Genomic DNA, 15,852 nt, shown 5'->3' with positions numbered 1-15,852 from the left:
GGTCTGAGAATCAGGACCCGGGCATTCTTCCGGCTGGCGGTACCCAGCGCATCAGCCGACTGGCTCCCCCGATCGGCGGACCCTGCTGGCCGAGTCTCCCCGGGAGCTACAGGTCCCCAACCTTCTGGAGGCGCTGCAGGCTCAGCCAGCCCACCGGGATCGGCACCCAGAAGGTCACCAGGCGGTAGACGATCGCGGTGGATAGTGCCACCCCGCTGGGGATGCCTGCCGTGACCAGGCCCGCCGTCAGCGCCAGCTCCACCGGCCCGATACCACCGGGGGAGGGCACCACGGAGCCCACCGTGTTGGAGGCCAGGTAGGTGATGGCCAGCACCGAGAAGGGCAGGGTGTAGCCAAAGGCCCACAGGCTGGCCCCGAAGGCCAGGACGTAGCTCAGGCTCAGCAGGACCGCCCCGCCGATGCCCAGCGCCAGACGGCGTGGGTTGGACATCACCCACACCAGCCGTGGCCACACCTGCTTGTAGGTCGGCTCGATCTTCTGCCACACCCAGGCCCGTAGGCGGGGGACCAGCAGCACGGCGGAGCCTGCCAGCGCGATCACCCCGGCGCCCGCCAGCAGCCAGCCCGAGGGCAGGGTCAGGCCGGTGGACTGCCCGGTTGTCGCCGCCAGGACCACCAGCAGCACCACGGTCACCAGGAACTGCACCACCTGCACCAGGGCCACGGTGGCCACCCCGACGGCGGTGGGCACCCCCTTGCGGTTCAGGAAGCGCAGGTTGACGGCTGCGCCACCCACGCCGGCGGGGGCCACCAGCGCCACCACGGAGGAGGCCAGGTGGACCTCGGTGGAGCGCAGCAGCGGCAGGCGCACCGGGCTGAAGGCCACCAGGGTCTGCCCGGCTCCCACGTAGGTGGCCAGGGAGAACACCAGGGCCGCCGCCACCCACCAGTAGTTGGCCCCGGCCACGGCGGCGCTGATCTCCGCGAAGTTCAGGCGGGCCAGCAGGGTCCACACCGCCGTCAGGCCCACCACGGCCATCACCACGGTGCGGGCGGAGAAGCGGGTGATCTTGGCGGGCTCGGCGTGGGCGGTGGGGGTCAGTTCCACCAGGGCGTCCCGCAGGTCCTGCAGGGTGGTGCGCTTGCCCAGCGCCTCCCGGGTGGAGCGGGGCAGCACCACCCGCTGCAGCATGGGGGCGATTGAGGCCAGCTGGGCGGTGCTCAGGGTGCGGGAGGCCGAGGCGATGGCCCGCTCCACCCCCACCACGGAGGTCACCAGGGCCAGGGCCTGGGCCAGGTCCAGGCGGCGGGAGAGCTCGGAGGAGAGGACCTCCCCGGAGTCCCAGTCCAGGAGCCACACGTGCCCGGCCACGTCCACCACCACGGAGGCGGACTCGATGGCGCGGTGCGCCAGGCCCGCCTCGTGGGCGCGGCGCAGCTGGGTCCACAGGTCGTCCAGGACCCGGTCGCTGACCGCCCCCAGGTCCGTGAAGGCGCGGGCCGCCACGATGTGTTCGGTGACCAGCAGGACGGACTCGTCCACCTCCGCCATGCCCAGCAGGTTGGGGGTGCGCACCTGGGCGCGACGCGCCTCCAGGGTCATCAGGGCGGCGTGCTCGGCGGCGGTGCGCACGGACAGGTCGCGCTCAGGCGCCAGGCCGCGCACGCGCAGCCGGTCCCAGATGGTTGACAGGAACCCGGCCATCTGCCGGTCGGCGTCCAGGATCGTGACGTCACGGCGGATCCCGGCACGGTCCCACACGGCGTAGATGCGGTGCACGGAGGCCCGCCCCTCAGCCAGGGCCTTGGAGGAGGCGTCCGTGAGGATGGGCTCCAGGTCGATGTCCAGGGGCGTGATGGAGGCGGCTGTCTCGCTGGGGTGGGGGCTGTCCGGGTCGGTGGGGGCGGGCTCGGCGCCGGTACTGCCGTCGGTGGTGGCGCTCGCGGTGCTGGAGCCAGCGGTGGGGGCGGCGACGTCGTGGGGCCGGGGGTGGGCGCCGTCGTCGGTGGCCTCCGGGAACCTGGTGCTGGTGGTGCTGGAGCGGCCAGTTGGGTCCAGCGCGGCGTCGGTCAGGGGGGTGGCCAGGGGGTTCTCGCGCACGCGCTCGGTGTAGCCGGTGGTGGACTCGGTGGTGACCTGCCAGGCGCGGACGTGGGGGGCGTGGTCCATGCGGACCACCCGCTTGGCGTCCACCCCGGCCCGGCGCAGCGCCCGCACCAGGGCCAGGCCGTTGGCGCGCTGGTCCTCCATGCCGAAGGCGTAGCGGATGGCCAGCCCCACCAGGCGGCCCAGCAGCAGGGAGATGAAGGCCCCGGGCAGGTTCAGTGCGCTGCGCACCAGGGCCATGACGGTGGCCACCCAGAAGGCCATCCAGCCGCCCCGCACCACGGTGGAGCTGCGCCGCTCCCCGGAGGCGGTGAGGATCCCCGAGAGGGCCGCCAGGGTGGCGGAGACGGAGAGCTGGGGGCTGCCGGAGGCGGTGACGGTCAGGCCCGCCAGCAGCGGCTCAGGTGCCCAGGTGGCGATCGCGACGGTGGCCAGCACCGTGGCGGCAAAGGCTCCGACGGCGGCCCCGGCCCCGGCGGCGGCCCGGTGCCAGTGGCGGCGCAGCAGCCGGTCCCCGAGCACCACCACCGGCACCAGGAGGGCCACCAGCCCCTCGATGGCCTGCAGGGGGAACACCAGGATTCGGCGCAGCACCACCGCGAAGGCGTTCTGTACGTCCTGGGTGACGCCGGTGGTGGTCTCGTGGGCGTAGACGGCCAGCACCAGCAGGGAGGCGGTGCCCAGAAGCCCCACGAGCAGGCTGACCAGGTCCTCGGCGCGGCGCTGACGGCGGGGGGCGGCGTCCACCAGCAGGGCGGTGGCCATCTCTGGGCGGGGGCTGGGTGCCGGAGGCTGCAGGGGGGCGACGCCGATCGCGGGGATGCCCACGGGAGAGGTGGCTGCAGCGGGCGGGAGCTCCTCGCGGCCAGGGGACGGGGCGTCGGTCATGTACTGAGTCTACGGGGGCGGGACCCCTGCGACCGGGCTGGCTGGGGGTGTTTGGGTGCCTGGCCAACCGGTTTTGTCACTGGCGGAGGACTACAGCGGCTCCCTGGTGCTGGGGCTGGAAGGTTCTTGGCTTGATTGCGCGGTAGTTGAGGGTTCAATGGTCGACGTTAGGGCTTGTAGCCCTCCGTCAGTGACAGGCTCCCAACCAGGCCGGCCTTCAGGGGAAGGTGCCAGCCTGCTGGTCAGGGTCTCTTGACGCCCGAGGCCGGCTAGCCGGCCTAGTAGTCGGCGTAACGGATCCCGTAGGCCCAGAGCCCCGGACCATGCGGGTCCGCCATCCGGCTCTGTTGCGCCTGACCACCGTAAAAGACGCACTCAGCTGCTGGCCTGGGGGGTCGGTGTGGCTGTGGTTCTCGGGGCTGTCGTCTTGTTGGTCGGGAACGGCTCCGTCCGGGCGGGAATGTGCTGGAACACGGTTGGGTAGATGCCGGCCGCGTAGCGCATCAGGGCTATCAGTGTCGGTTTGAGCTCCTGGGGGCTGGGGTGGCCGTAGCTAAGGTCGACAGACTCCACCACCATGGTGTGACCGCTGGGTGAGAACCAGAACACCCTGGCGTCCTTACCGAAGGTGGTGCTTACGAAGTAGGTGCCGCCTTTCAGGTCGATATCCAGCGGTTCGATCACGGGCTGCTCGGGTGCATGTTGCGACGGGTGCGTCCGGTAGAGTATGCCGTCCCTTAAGTCTTCCTCAGATACGGAGTCTGTGTACCAGCCGGGTGAGTCCGGGCCTCGGCTGTAGGAGATCGCGACATGACCTATGCCGTCGACTCTCAGAGAACACAATGCGTATTCATCCAGGCTTGGTATGGGGTATTCCTGGGCGCCTATGAGCAGGTTCACCTGGCGGCCTGAAATGCGCTCTAGGGTGCTCTTGGACAGGCCCCAGCAGAAAGACTCTGGCTCGGGCTACTTCTGGTTGAATAGCGACCACGAGCCTAGGTCGTGATTCGCTACCAGTGAGGTGCTTAAGGAAATGAGTACCACCAGCAGTGCTGCCAGGCGCCCCTCTGACGCGCTCCGGGTCTTCGTGCTCTCCACTTGTCTCCTTTGGCGGCTGGACAGGCACCTGTGCGACCGCCTGTGTGCCAGCTGCTGGTCCTGGTGCCTAATCCTACTGCTGTCTCGAGCGGCACTCGCCTGGCGTCCACCGTGTTGCGCGGGTCTCGACGTCGTAAGTGGTCGTGCAAGCAGCCTGACATCGCCGCAGCCGCATTGTTAGTAGATGATTTGCGTGCAGGCTGCCACGTGTTGGTTGTGGCCTGCATTACGCTCTGGGTGAGGGGGTTGAATCAGCATGGTGGGATTACGGGTCGGGGACTGCTGGTACCAGGTGGGGGCGGGGACGAGTACCGGAACAGTGGGCGACAGAAGGGGAGCCCAGGCAGGCGCGATCTGAAGCGGGAGGCGATCCTGGCCTATGCGCTGGCTCATACGGGGGTTTCGGAAAGCGAGATTGCCGGGGCACTGGGTGTGTCTCGTCCGACGGCGATCAAGTGGTCGACTCGCTAGAGAACGCCTGTATTACCTGCTTTCAAAGTCGCCCACAATTAAAACTATGACCTCAATGGTTAGTGCTAAAATATTGACAGGCCAATAAGTGTCCAGGTTAAGTCGGGAAAAGATTAGGGTACTTCATCCATCAGTTCCGTACTAGTAGCGCCTGGATTTGAGTCGCAGATTGGATTCAGGTGTCTTTGTCGAACAATCTCAACCTGCGACAGTACTAGTTGCTAAGGAAGTCGTTCGAGCCGTAATAAATAATGCGCGCCAGGGTCCGCTGGTCGCTCGAATGATCGAAGCCTTCGAGATCTACCTCGCCTCAGGTGGAGTAGTATCCTCATTTGGGATTATGGAGACTTTTGCGGACCCCTTTTTAAAAATGCCTACCGTTGCCCGAATACTTGCTATAGCCACAACAGAAACGCCGATACCCTTGTGTATGTTGACGGAATTGTAGTTGTTTGCAAATAGTTCCGGGACTATAAGGCTAAAAGCGAGGGCCGTCAAAACTATCGAAAGCAGCACTCCGGCTGTGGCTAAAATCCTTGTGCGCATGTCGATACTGTACATGAAACGTCCCTTTCTATCCGAAGGGGTTGCATGCAGGAGGTCCCACGAAAGCCTGATATATATAAGACCATCCATCTGAGTGCATGCACAGGTTGGCATATGCAACAACAACTCCTGCAATTATGGGCCCAGCTTCGGGAACGAAAGCCGTTAGGGCTGCGCCGCCGTTGATCTTGTTTACGAGCCATTGATCTATCTGATACTCATAGCCCCACCAGTGGGCAATTACATGAAAATGGCTTGTATTGATAATGGGAACCTTGAAGCTGCGAGCCTCAGGACTAACGGTTTCGGATGCTGGGCTCGAAACTAGGTCACCTCCGTAAGTTAGGTCCCCTGCGTAAGTTAGGTCGCCCTTTGCAATGCGTCGCGCAACATCTCCCCAATGCTCCTCCAGAAGGCGAAGACCTTCTGCAGGAAGCGAATCCAGTACCTCCTCAGGTGCATTTAATACATATCCGGAGGGTGTTGCTTCTATATATCTCTCAAGAACTATGAACGACTGTTGTGGTACTTGAGGGGAGGGTTGGGCTTCGCTGGGCGTGTACATAGGGGCGGCGGCAGCCATGGGGCCTGCTGTAAAAGCGAAGACGCAGGCGACGGCACCGACAGCGATGCGATGGAGGATAGATACATTCATAGACTGAATTGTAGTGTTAGTCACACATTATGTCAATGGTTCGACGAGACTCATCATGGGTGTCCGCGAAGGAGGTCCCGTGCCTTATATCGCCGCCGCCGGTGCCGCCATCGACGCGGTCCCCTTCCTCTTGGTGGGCATGGGCTTCGACATGGGCAGCGAGTTCATCAGTCATGGTGTAGTCATATGGGCCAGCGGCCTGGGCATCTGCCTCACCAGGGCCCGGCCCTACCGCGAGAACGACCAGGCGGCCATCGGGTCCAAGAACAACCACCTCGTGCGCCGCTAGGGCTACTGCTACCGGTAGGGCACCGACACTGAGCGCGCCACCTTGAACCGTGTGTGGTCACTGGTCGACGACCGTCTCATCTACCTGGCCCCGACACGAAAGCCCGTCGGGTGGGGCACCGACAGGGCCGCAGGGCGCGAACGCCTCTACGACGCCCCCGCCACCCCGCTGGAGCAGCTCCTGGCAACCGATGCCCTGACCGCACGTGAGGAGGACGAGCTGGTCGTCTACCGTGACAGCCTCAACCCCGCCAAGATCGCCAGGCGCATCCACGATCTTCAGACCTCACTGATCATGCAGGCCAAGACCAAGACCGACGAGCTCTACGCCGCCCAGGTCCCCAACGCCCTGCCCGACGTCACCAACGGCATCCGAGTCAAGAAAGCCTCCTAGACCCCACCCGTTACGCGGGCATTCCCACATGAGGCACCGACAAGATCTCGCGAGCACCTTTACATGAGACACCTCGTAGTTGTGGAGCATGGTCCTGAGTTAGTCTGATCGCTGTAGGTGGTCGCGCAGGCGAGTTTCTAGGGTGGAGCCGTCCTCAAATCGCTCGGCGAGAGCGTCGCTGAGGGCTGTGCGGGTCTGCTCGTCGAGGGGCAGGTCGAGATGGCTGTGGATCATCACTCCCAGCTGGATGAGTTCGCGGGTGCGTGCCTTGACTGACTGCCTGGCCCAGTATGCCTTGATCTGTGCGTTGAGGCGGTCTCGCTTCTCCTGGAGCTTCGCGAGCTTTTCTTTTCTGCCCATTCCTACCGCGGTCGCCTGCGGCGTAGGCGTGTCAGGAGGGCGCTGTAGGGGCTGGGAGAAGTAGATCAGGGACTCGCGGGCCTGGCGGCGTCAAAGGTGGTCTGGGGCATTGAGGGCCTGAGTGTGCCGCCTCCGTGGGGGAGCAGCATCAGCCCAGAGATCACCGGCCTGTCAAGCTGCTTCGTCGCGAGTGGCGGAGAGGACTTTATCCTGCGGCTGCGGCACGCCCTGGAGCAGGCGCTGGCAGCAGGCAGTGACCTGACCGTGGAGTCCATGTAGGCCATAGTTGCTGGGGAGAACTTAACCTCGGGCGGCAAGTCCCAGCCAATCTACGCAATTCTTTTTAAGTGACGAGGTCAGCCAGGCGGCCCGGCGCGGGTCTGCGCCCCCGCCCCTCAGCCACCCGCCCGCCGCAGGCGCAGGGAGTTGAGGACCACGATCACGCTGGAGCAGGCCATCGCCGCCCCGGCGATCATCGGGTTGAGCAGCCCCGCCACCGCCAGCGGGATCGCCGAGACGTTGTAGGCAAAGGCCCAGAACAGGTTCTGGCGGATCACCCGCAGCGTCGCCCGGCTCACCTGCACCGCGCACACCACCGCGTCCAGGTCCGCGCGCATAAGCGTGATGTCCGCCGCCTCGATCGCCACGTCCGCGCCCGTGCCCATAGCCAGGCCCAGCCCCTGCGTGCCCGCCTGCGCCAGGGCGGCGGCGTCGTTCACGCCGTCACCCACCACGCCCACGTTGTGCCCCTGGGCCTGCAAGGCGGCCACCACCTCCTGCTTGCCGCTCGGCAGTACCCCCGCGTGCACGTCCGCGGCCGCGATACCCACAGCCCGGGCCACGTGCGCGGCCGCCCGTGGGTTGTCACCGGTCAGCAGCACCGGCCGCAGCCCCAGGTCCCGCAGCCGCGCCACCGCCTGAGCCGAGCTGGGCCGCACCGTGTCCCGCACCGCCAGCACCGCCGCCGCCACACCGTCAACCGCCAGCACGACGGCGGTCGCCCCCGTCTCCTCCGCCTGCGCCAGGGCCTGCGCGGCAGCCTCGTCCAGGGGCGTGCCCCTCTCAGCCAGCCACTCCGCCCGGCCCACGGCGACGGCGTAGGCCCGCCCCGCCAGCATCACTGTGCCGCTCACCCCACGCCCCGCATGGTTCGTAAAGCCCTCCACGGGCGGCAGGGCACCGACCGCCTCCCGGGCTGCCGCCGTCACCGCCTGCGCCACCGGGTGCTCGCTAGCGGCCTCCACGGCCCCCGCCAGAACCAGAACCAGAGCCGGATCGGGGCGATCGACCTGCGTTGAAGTGTCGGAGACCGCGCGCGGCTCACCTAGCTGGGCTGGGGTGGGGGTGTACCCGAAGTCGTGGTGGGGCTGGCGGGAGCGACCCGAGGAACGCGGGGCGCGGATGGTAGCCGAGGGAGCACCCCCGCCCCAGCCCGCCAGCACCGTCAGGTCCCGCTCCAGGTCCAGGCTCATAAGGCCCTGCGTGACCGTGCCCGTCTTGTCCAGCACGATCGTGTCCAGGGTGCGCGTGGACTCCAGCACCTCCGGGCCCTTGATGACCACGCCCAGCTGGGCCGCCCGGCCCGTACCCACCAGGATCGCCGTGGGCGTGGCCAGCCCCAGCGCGCAGGGGCAGGCGATCACCAGCACCGCCACCGCCGCCGTGAAGGCCTGCTGCGGCGCGTGCCCCGTCACCAGCCAGCCCACCAGCGTCAGCGCCGCCAGGGCGATCACCGCGGGCACGAACACCCCCGAGACCCGGTCCGCCAGGCGCTGCACCGGGGCCTTGCCCGCCTGCGCCGCCGTCACCAGCGCCCCGATCCGGGCCAGCGTGGTGCCCTCACCCACCGCCGTGGCCCGCACCAGCAGGGCCCCCGAGGTGTTCACAGTCGCCCCCGTCACGGCGTCACCCGGCCCCACCTCCACGGGCACCGACTCCCCGGTCAGCAGGGAGGCGTCCACCGCCGAGCGGCCCTCCACGACGACGCCGTCGGTAGCCACCTTCTCACCCGGGCCCACCGCGAACAGGTCCCCCGGCACCAGGGCCTCCACCGCCACCCGCTCCTGCAGGCGCGTGGCCTGCGGCAGCGGCACACCCTCTTCGTCCAGGACCTCCACGGCAGCCGTGGACCCCGAAGGCGCCACCAGCCGCACCCGCGTGACCTCCTTGGCCCCCAGCTCCAGCAGGGCCCGCAGGGCGTCCCCGGAACGGAACTTGGCCCGCGCCTCCGCGTAGCGGCCCGCCAGCAGGAAGGTCGTCACCCAGGCGGCCGACTCAAAGTACAGGTGCGGGTGGTGGGACTGGGCGCGCGGCAGCAGCTCCATGCTCATGTGCAGGCCGATCTGCCCGGCACCGCCCCACACCAGCGCCCACACGCTCCACCCGAAGGCGGCCAGCACCCCCAGGGACACCAGCGTGTCCATGGTGGAGGCCCCGTGCCGCAGCGCCCGGGCCGCCGCCCGGTGGAAGGGCCAGGCCCCCCAGGTGGCCACCGGCAGGGTCAGCAGGAGCACCACCCACTGCCAGCCAGGCAGCTGCAGGGCGGGCACCATGGAAAAGGCCATCACCGGCACTGACAGCACCAGGCAGACAAGCAGACGACGGCGCAGGTCGGCGGCACGCTCCAGGTGCGCGGCGCCTAGTGGTCTGGGGGCTGGCTGGGGCAGGGCGGTGCGGCGGGCCTGCGCCTGGCTACCATCTGCTCCGCTCGTGCCGCGCGCCGCTCCCGCCTGCCCCGCCACGCCTGGGCGCACACCCGCCGCAGCACCCGGCGTCAGGCCGCCGCCGGGGCTGGACTGTGAGCCCGACGCCTGGCTGCCGTCCGTGCCGCCCGTGCCGCGCGCCCCAGGCTCCTCCGGAGTCTCGGGCGGGGCGGCCGTGGAGGAGGTGATCGTGGCGCTGTAGCCAGCGCGGGCCACGGTGAGCAGCAGCTCCTCGTCGCTTACAGTGGCGGGGGCGGTCACCTGGGCGGACTCGGTGGCCAGGTTGACGCTGGCCTGCACGCCGTCGAGCCGGGAGAGCTTCTTCTCCACCCGGGCCACGCAGGAGGCGCAGGTCATGCCGCTAACGGCCAGGTCGACCACCCGCGTGGCCGGGGTGGTGGCCGCCTCTGCGTCCAGGGCGCCTGCTGGGGTGGGCGGGTGGCTCATGATCCTCCTGCGGCTGCTCAGGAACACCCCTCCAGGCAGGCGCAGCCGCACCCGCCTGGAGGCTCCGGGGCCGGTACCGGCCCCGCTGTCTGCCAGCGCCCGGTCAGGGCCGGTCGCGCTCGATAGCGTCCACGGTGTAGCCGCCCGCCTCGTCCACGGCCTGGCGCAGCACGTCGTCGTCCAGCACGCAGTCAGAGACCACCGTGACCACGGACTGGCCCCCCTTGTTCAGCAGGACGGACACGTTCTTGACGCCGGTCAGCGCCTCCAGCTCCTCCGTGACGTGGGCCACGCAGTGGTGGCAGGTCATCCCGGAGACCTTCAGGGTGGTGGTGCGGTCTACGCCGTCGGTGGTGAACTCGCTCATCTGCTGCTCCTTGGTCTCGTGGCTGCTGACGGTGTCCGGCCCAGCCAGGGTTGGCCCGCTACCGGGCGGTAGGGCTGCCAGCTGCCCACGGGTGGGCCAGGTCCTGGTAGCAAGGAGGGTACCCCCGGGGGTAGGAGAGTCAAGATCCCCCCGGGGGTACCAGGAAACGGGCTGGAGCGTGGTCCCGCTACTTCACGGCACCGGAGGTGATGCCGGAGATGATCGAGCGCTGGAAGACCGCGAACAGGATGATCAGCGGGGCGCTCATCAGCAGCACGTAGCTGAAGATCAGGTGCCAGTTGTTCAGGTAGACCCCTGCGCTGGCCACCGCGAACAGGTTCAGCGGCAGCGTGTCCAGGCGGCCTCCCACGATGAACAGGGCGTAGAACACGTCGTTCCACACGTACAGGCTGATCAGGATCGTGGCCGTGGCCAGCACCGGCCGCAGCAGCGGCAGGATGATCATCAGGAACACCCGCACCGGTCCGGCGCCGTCGATCCGGGCGGCCTCCTCCAGCGACTCCGGCACCGTGCGCACGAAGCCAGTGACAAAGAAGATCACCGTGGACATGTACATGCCCGTGTAGGTGCAGATCATGCCTACCGCCGTGCCCGCCAGCCCCAGCTGACGCAGCAGCAGCACCAGGGTGACCACCGCCGGGGGCAGGATGATGCCGGAGATACCCACCGCGTAGACCACCGCGGCCGCCCGGGAGGAACGGCGCGCCAGCACCCAGGATGCCATGGAGCCCAGCACCAGCACCGCCAGCACGGACGGCACCAGCAGCAGCAGGCTGCCCAGGAAGGCCCAGCCGATGTCGCTGGCCGCCACTACCTCCCGCAGGTTCTGCCCCAGCTGCCACTGGGAGGGCAGGGACAGGTCCGGGGACAGGGCCTCCTTCTGGGACTTGCCCGCGGTCACCAGCACCGTCCACAGCGGCACGCCCACAAGCAGCAGCGCCAGGGTGACAGCCACCACCGGCTGCACCACCCGCTGCAGGATCTTCGTAACGCTCATGCCATGTTCCTCTCACGACGACGCAGCATCCCGATCACCGGGAAGGCCAGCAGCACCACCGCCAGGAACAGCACCAGGCTCATGGTGGTGGCCTGGGCGTACAGGCCCTGCCCGAAGGTGCGGAAGATGAACAGGTTCAACAGCTCGGTGGAGCTGCCCGGCCCACCACCGGTGGTGGCCTGCACGATGTCGAAGGAGTTCATGGAACCCAGCAACGCCGTAGCCACGTTGAAGGTGACCGCCGGGGCGATCAGGGGGATACGGATCCGCAGCAGGGTCTGCCACGGGGTGGCGCCGTCGATCCGCGCCGCCTCCAGCACCTGCGAGTCGATCGTCTTGAGCCCCGCCAGGTACACCAGCATGGACATGCCCATCCACTTCCAGGAGTGGATCAGGATCACCACCAGCAGGGTCCAGGTCGTCGAGCCCAGCCAGGCCGTGTGCACGGGAGTGCCTGCCAGCCAGGACAGCAGCTGGTTCAGGCCCCCCTCCGGCTTGAGCAGCGCCTGGAAGACGTAGCCCGCAGCCAGTGCCGAGATGATCACCGGGATGAAGAAGACCACCCGCAGCACCTTGTTGAGCCAGGTGTCCCGCTCCAGCAGCAGCGCCAGCCCCAGACCGAACAGGTTCTGGAAGACCGCCACCCCCGCCGCGTACACGAGGGTCACCAGCAGGGCCTGCTTCAAGGCGCCTGAGGCTGCCAGGTCCTTGAAGTTCTCCAGCCCCACCGGGTTGATCGTGCTCTTGAAGCTGGACCAGTCCGTGAAGGCGTAGACGAAGTTGTAGACCGTGGGGGTCAGGAAGAACACCGCGAGCACGGCGAAGGCCGGCACCACGAAGCTCCAGGGGTGCGCCGCACCGGCCCGGCCGGCCCGCGGCGTTCGTTCCTTGCTAGTCATTGGCTCAGAACCCCTTGGCGCCGATCGCCTTGGCCAGCTGGGCGAACTGTGCCTGCGTCTCCTCGCCCACCTGCGCGGCGGTCTTGGTGCCCGCGATCATGTCCCCCAGGTTCTTGGCCAGGTCCGGGTTGGCCACGGCCAGGGACTGCATGGAGCCCACGGACTGGTCCAGGGACTTGTAGGCCTCCTGGACCGCCGTCGGCACCGAGTCCGGGGTGGCTACGCCGTCGATGATGGACACCAGGCTCTGGTCCTTGACGAAGTCCGCGTAGCCGTCAGACAGCCAGTACACCAGGAACTGGCGGGCCGCAGCCTCACGCTTGGCGTCACCGGTCTTGAAGGCGACGACGGCGTTGGTCTGCTCCGGGATGGAGGTGGCGGTGGCAGAGGTCGCGGAGACCGGGAAGAAGCCGATCTTCTGGTCCAGGGTGGCGGAGTCGGTCTGGGCCGCCATGTTGGCCAGCAGGCTGTTGACCTGGATCGCCATGGCCGCCTTGCCCTCCAGCACGGCCTTGGCCTGCTCGTCGAAGGTGGCGGTCTTGATGTCCTCGTTGTACAGGCCCTCCTCGATCATGGCCTGGTACTGGTCGATGGCGCCCTGGATGTCCTTGCCGGTGAACTGGTCCTGGTTCTGGTTGACCTTGTCCCACAGGCCGGCCTTGGCGGCGTCGGCCAGGTAGGCCTGGACCGTCCACTGGGAGGCCCACCACTCGCCACCCATCTCGTGCAGGGGGGTGACGCCCTTGGACTTGAGGTCGCGGGCCACGGCCAGCAGCTCGGTGAAGCTCGTGGGCACGGTAACGCCGTTGGCCGCAAAGACCTCCTTGTTGTACCAGACCCCCATGACCGAGGGGGCGGACACGAAGGCGGCGTAACGGTGCCCGTCCAGCGTGCCGCCGGCGTCGAGCACCGACTTGACCGTCTTGGCCTCCCAGGGGGCGCCGTCGAGCACCTGCAGGCGCTCCTTGGCGCCGATGGAGGTGAGCTGGGACATGGTGGGCTGCCACATGGCCAGGTCGGGCATGTCTCCGGTGGCGACCTTGGTCTGCACCCCCTGCTCATAGGGGTCAGGGATGGTGACGATCTCGACCTTGGCACCAGTGGCCGCCTCAAATCCCTTGGCCACGTTGGCAGGGATCTTGTTGGAGGACTGGGCGGCCCAGATCGTCAGCTTGACGCCGTCCAGCTTGTCCGTGGCCATAGGCCAGGCCTCGGGGGCCTTCTGCTCCGCGGTGTCCTTGGCGCCCGTGCCCGGGTCGGAGCAGGCGGCCAGGGCGAGGGCTGCGGAGGCACCCAGGGCCAGCGAGATGCTGGCGCGGCGGGTGACGGGGGTACGCAGGCCCTTGGCTGGGTTGAGGGGGTTCATGGTTTCTCTCCTATCGTGCGGCACCGTTGTCGCGGTCCTGGGTGTCCCGGACCAGGTAGGCCCGGGCTGTCGGGGTGTTGCTCTCGGGGACGATCCGGGGGCCTTCAGGCCCGGCCTCCACGTGCAGCCCGGGCGCGGGCACCAGGCGGGGCGGGGGGAAGACCTGGCTGAGGGTGGTGCCGTGCAGGGCCGGCAGCTCCAGGGGCGTGGACCCCTGCGGGCCGGGGCGGTGCCACACCAGCAGCAGACCGTCACGGCTGGTGGGGCTGGCACGCCTGGCGGCTACCACCCACTCCTGCTCCCAGCCGGCGACGTCGTGCGGCCACCAGGGCAGCTGGGATCCCAGCTCCTCACGCAGGCTGCGGGCCAGGTCCGTGGCAGAGCGCACCAGCTCCAGCTGGGCCGGGGCCATGCGGTCCAGGTTGCCAGCCAGGTAGAAGGACCCTGCCAGCGAGGTGGTCAAGGTGAAGACGATCTCCTCGGTGCTCATCTCCGGCTGAGGGTAGGCCCAGTTGCCTGCCTGCTCTGGTAGCACCGTCAGGGGCGTGTTGCTGGCGATAGGCGGGTAGCGCAACGGGTCCTGCAGGTCGGAGGTGGACTGGAGGCGGGCGTGGGCCAGCAGGCTGTAGTCGGTGGTCATGGCCCCGGAGGCGCAGTTCTCCACCACCAGGCCGGGGTGGCGGCGGGGCAGCTCGGCCAGCCACTGGGACCAGGCCCGTGAGTGGTCCAGCAGCCCTGCTCCGGCGGAGGTGGCGCCGGCGTCCGGTCCCAGGCCGATGGAGTAGTTGTCATCCACCTTGAGGTAGCTGATGCCGTAGCCGACCATCCGGTCCACGACGGCGTCCAGGTAGCCCCGGGCGGCAGGGTCACGCAGGTCGAGCCGGAAGCGGTCCTGCTCGCGCAGGCGTACCCCGCGGCGCTGCATGAAGGCGCTGTCCGGCAGGCTCTGGGCCAGGGGGCTGTGCACACCCACCGCCAGCGGCTCGATCCACAGGCCCGCCTCCATGCCCTGGTCACGGATGAGCTGCAGGGTGGCTTCCAGGCCGTCAGGGAAGCGGCGGGTGGAGGGCTCCCAGGCGCCGACGGCACCCCACCACTCCTCGGCGTCGGAGTGCCAGCCGTCGTCGATGCAGTAGACCTCCGCCCCGGCCTGGGCGGCGGCCGGCACCAGGGTGGCCAGGCGCTCCTGGGTGGGGTTGGCCATGAGCGTGTTCATGTAGTCGTTGAAGACTATGGGGGCGGGCTGGGTGCTGGGCGCCAGGTGGGCGCGCAGGGCCCGGCGGTAGGTGGTGAGCTCGGCGGCAGCCCCCTGCCAGCCCTCCTGCGAGAGCACGACCACGGCGGCGGGGCTGCTCAGCTCCTGGCCGGGGGCCAGCTCCTGCAGCCAGCCGTGCTGCAGGTCCGTGGGCCCGAAGACGGCCAGGCCCAGCTGGTCGCCGCGCCGGGAGAGCTCCACGGTCCAGCCGCCGTTGTGCTCCACCTGCCAGCCGACCGCCTGGCCGGTGGCGGGGTCGGTGACGAAACCGGTGGGCTCCCACTCGCCGGAGGACCATCCGCTCTGCGAGCTCAGGCGCAGGCAGTCCCGGGCGGGCTGGCCGTGGACGGCGGTGCCGACGTCCACCAGCTCCTCGCCCAGGCGCTGGTGGCGCCAACGCTGCTCGGCCATCCAGGAGGAGCGGGCGGTGAGCAGGTCCAGGCCGCCTACCTCAACGCCGGGCAGGACCGCCACGGACAGGGCGCTGAGCGCGCTCAGGTGGACGGGGGTGGTGCTGTCGTTGCGCACGGTGGTGGTCAGGCGCCAGGAGGCATTGGTGGGCCGACTGATCCGGGTGGTGGCCGTCAGCCCGGTGGCGGGGTCCTGCTGGGTGACCTCCCAGGTCGGCCAGGGGCCCTCCACCTGCTGGGTGCCGGTGGGGCGCAGGGCCTCCCCGGCGGCCCCCCGGGTCAGGCGGTGGTCGACGAAGGCCCGCCCGGTCTGCAAGGTCAGGCACTCCACCAGGGGGACGCTGGTCCGTGCGGTAGTACCGCCCAGGCTGAAGGTGGCGGGCTGGTCCGGGTGGAGACCAAGACGTGCGGCACCTAGCTCAGGTGCTGGTCGGGTCGCGTCCATGGGAACCTCCAGGGGGTGGCGGCGCTGCCGGTTGTGACTGGAAGCACGGTAGGGAATGTCCGGGTGCTGCGTCCACCGGCTGTGAAACGCTGGTTTCAGCGATTATTCCAGAGGTCTGTTCCTTTGCTTGGTGAGGGCTTAACGTGTGCTTGAAACTGTTCGTCATGCAAAGGAG

At 68.4% G+C, this 15,852-nt stretch carries 14 protein-coding genes; 3 read left to right on the top strand and 11 right to left on the bottom strand.

Features of this window, described 5'->3' with window-relative positions:
* Window positions 1–106: 106 nt before the first annotated feature.
* The 4 genes from JG540_RS09970 to JG540_RS09955 all read right to left on the bottom strand — a co-directional run bounded on the left by JG540_RS09970 (window position 107) and on the right by JG540_RS09955 (window position 5,726).
* Window positions 107–2,956 (bottom strand): lysylphosphatidylglycerol synthase transmembrane domain-containing protein, encoded by a 2,850-nt coding sequence (locus JG540_RS09970; RefSeq protein ID WP_200275766.1) that lies wholly within the window; start codon window positions 2,954–2,956, stop codon window positions 107–109.
* Between the two features lie 375 nt (window positions 2,957–3,331).
* The gene (locus JG540_RS09965; RefSeq protein ID WP_200275764.1) at window positions 3,332–3,856 is read right to left on the bottom strand and encodes a hypothetical protein; all 525 of its coding nucleotides are present in this window, start codon (window positions 3,854–3,856) and stop codon (window positions 3,332–3,334) included.
* A 969-nt stretch (window positions 3,857–4,825) separates the two neighbouring features.
* Window positions 4,826–5,086: a hypothetical protein gene (locus tag JG540_RS09960; RefSeq protein ID WP_200275762.1), complete on the bottom strand. Its 261-nt coding sequence runs from the start codon at window positions 5,084–5,086 to the stop codon at window positions 4,826–4,828.
* Window positions 5,087–5,099: 13 nt separating this feature from the next.
* On the bottom strand, window positions 5,100–5,726 hold the full coding sequence (locus JG540_RS09955) for a hypothetical protein (RefSeq protein WP_200275760.1): 627 nt from the start codon (window positions 5,724–5,726) through the stop codon (window positions 5,100–5,102).
* Between the two features lie 79 nt (window positions 5,727–5,805).
* Between JG540_RS09955 and JG540_RS09950 the strand changes: the two genes are divergently transcribed.
* Both JG540_RS09950 and JG540_RS09945 read left to right on the top strand, forming a co-directional pair.
* Entirely contained in the window at window positions 5,806–6,015 is a 210-nt protein-coding gene (locus JG540_RS09950; protein WP_200275758.1) for a hypothetical protein, read from the top strand.
* 51 nt (window positions 6,016–6,066) lie between these two features.
* Window positions 6,067–6,408 carry a hypothetical protein gene (locus JG540_RS09945; RefSeq protein ID WP_200275756.1) on the top strand — a complete coding sequence of 114 codons (342 nt, stop codon included), beginning with the start codon at window positions 6,067–6,069 and terminating at the stop codon, window positions 6,406–6,408.
* Window positions 6,409–6,507: 99 nt separating this feature from the next.
* On the opposite strand, the gene JG540_RS09940 is transcribed toward JG540_RS09945, so the two are convergent.
* Complete coding sequence (locus JG540_RS09940; protein WP_200275754.1) at window positions 6,508–6,768, bottom strand: hypothetical protein; 261 nt, start codon at window positions 6,766–6,768, stop codon at window positions 6,508–6,510.
* A gap of 51 nt (window positions 6,769–6,819) precedes the next feature.
* On the opposite strand from JG540_RS09940, the gene JG540_RS09935 reads away from it, so the two are divergent.
* Window positions 6,820–7,047, top strand: a complete 228-nt coding sequence (locus JG540_RS09935; protein WP_200278382.1) for an Imm70 family immunity protein — start codon at window positions 6,820–6,822, stop codon at window positions 7,045–7,047.
* A 116-nt stretch (window positions 7,048–7,163) separates the two neighbouring features.
* Here the strand turns inward: JG540_RS09935 and JG540_RS09930 are convergent, their stop codons facing one another.
* The 6 genes from JG540_RS09930 to JG540_RS09905 form a co-directional block, all read right to left on the bottom strand.
* Window positions 7,164–9,917 carry a heavy metal translocating P-type ATPase gene (locus JG540_RS09930; RefSeq protein WP_200275752.1) on the bottom strand — a complete coding sequence of 918 codons (2,754 nt, stop codon included), beginning with the start codon at window positions 9,915–9,917 and terminating at the stop codon, window positions 7,164–7,166.
* A gap of 103 nt (window positions 9,918–10,020) precedes the next feature.
* Window positions 10,021–10,284, bottom strand: a complete 264-nt coding sequence (locus tag JG540_RS09925; protein WP_200275750.1) for a heavy-metal-associated domain-containing protein — start codon at window positions 10,282–10,284, stop codon at window positions 10,021–10,023.
* Between the two features lie 187 nt (window positions 10,285–10,471).
* Window positions 10,472–11,302: a carbohydrate ABC transporter permease gene (locus JG540_RS09920; RefSeq protein ID WP_200275748.1), complete on the bottom strand. Its 831-nt coding sequence runs from the start codon at window positions 11,300–11,302 to the stop codon at window positions 10,472–10,474.
* Window positions 11,299–12,201, bottom strand: coding sequence for a carbohydrate ABC transporter permease (locus JG540_RS09915; protein WP_200275746.1), 903 nt, complete (start codon window positions 12,199–12,201; stop codon window positions 11,299–11,301). The genes JG540_RS09920 and JG540_RS09915 overlap by 4 nt, the downstream gene beginning before the upstream one ends.
* Window positions 12,202–12,205: 4 nt before the next feature.
* Entirely contained in the window at window positions 12,206–13,567 is a 1,362-nt protein-coding gene (locus JG540_RS09910; RefSeq protein ID WP_200275744.1) for an ABC transporter substrate-binding protein, read from the bottom strand.
* Window positions 13,568–13,577: 10 nt separating this feature from the next.
* A complete protein-coding gene (locus JG540_RS09905) occupies window positions 13,578–15,677 on the bottom strand; it encodes a glycoside hydrolase family 36 protein (RefSeq protein WP_200275742.1) in 2,100 nt (699 codons plus the stop codon).
* Window positions 15,678–15,852: the final 175 nt, after the last annotated feature.

It is taken from the genome of Actinomyces weissii (assembly GCF_016598775.1).
Taxonomy (GTDB): domain Bacteria; phylum Actinomycetota; class Actinomycetes; order Actinomycetales; family Actinomycetaceae; genus Actinomyces; species Actinomyces weissii.
This window is presented reverse-complemented; position numbering and strand designations above follow the sequence as displayed.

Excerpts from the sequence above, each read along its gene's own strand:
- JG540_RS09940 (WP_200275754.1), bottom strand. The coding sequence starts at position 6,768 with ATGGGCAGAAAAGAAAAGCTCGCGAAGCTCCAGGAGAAGCGAGACCGC.
- JG540_RS09955 (WP_200275760.1), bottom strand. The coding sequence starts at position 5,726 with ATGAATGTATCTATCCTCCATCGCATCGCTGTCGGTGCCGTCGCCTGC.
- JG540_RS09960 (WP_200275762.1), bottom strand. The coding sequence starts at position 5,086 with ATGTACAGTATCGACATGCGCACAAGGATTTTAGCCACAGCCGGAGTG.
- JG540_RS09905 (WP_200275742.1), bottom strand. The coding sequence starts at position 15,677 with ATGGACGCGACCCGACCAGCACCTGAGCTAGGTGCCGCACGTCTTGGT.
- JG540_RS09910 (WP_200275744.1), bottom strand. The coding sequence starts at position 13,567 with ATGAACCCCCTCAACCCAGCCAAGGGCCTGCGTACCCCCGTCACCCGC.
- JG540_RS09930 (WP_200275752.1), bottom strand. The coding sequence starts at position 9,917 with ATGAGCCACCCGCCCACCCCAGCAGGCGCCCTGGACGCAGAGGCGGCC.
- JG540_RS09915 (WP_200275746.1), bottom strand. The coding sequence starts at position 12,201 with ATGACTAGCAAGGAACGAACGCCGCGGGCCGGCCGGGCCGGTGCGGCG.
- JG540_RS09920 (WP_200275748.1), bottom strand. The coding sequence starts at position 11,302 with ATGAGCGTTACGAAGATCCTGCAGCGGGTGGTGCAGCCGGTGGTGGCT.
- JG540_RS09925 (WP_200275750.1), bottom strand. The coding sequence starts at position 10,284 with ATGAGCGAGTTCACCACCGACGGCGTAGACCGCACCACCACCCTGAAG.
- JG540_RS09970 (WP_200275766.1), bottom strand. The coding sequence starts at position 2,956 with ATGACCGACGCCCCGTCCCCTGGCCGCGAGGAGCTCCCGCCCGCTGCA.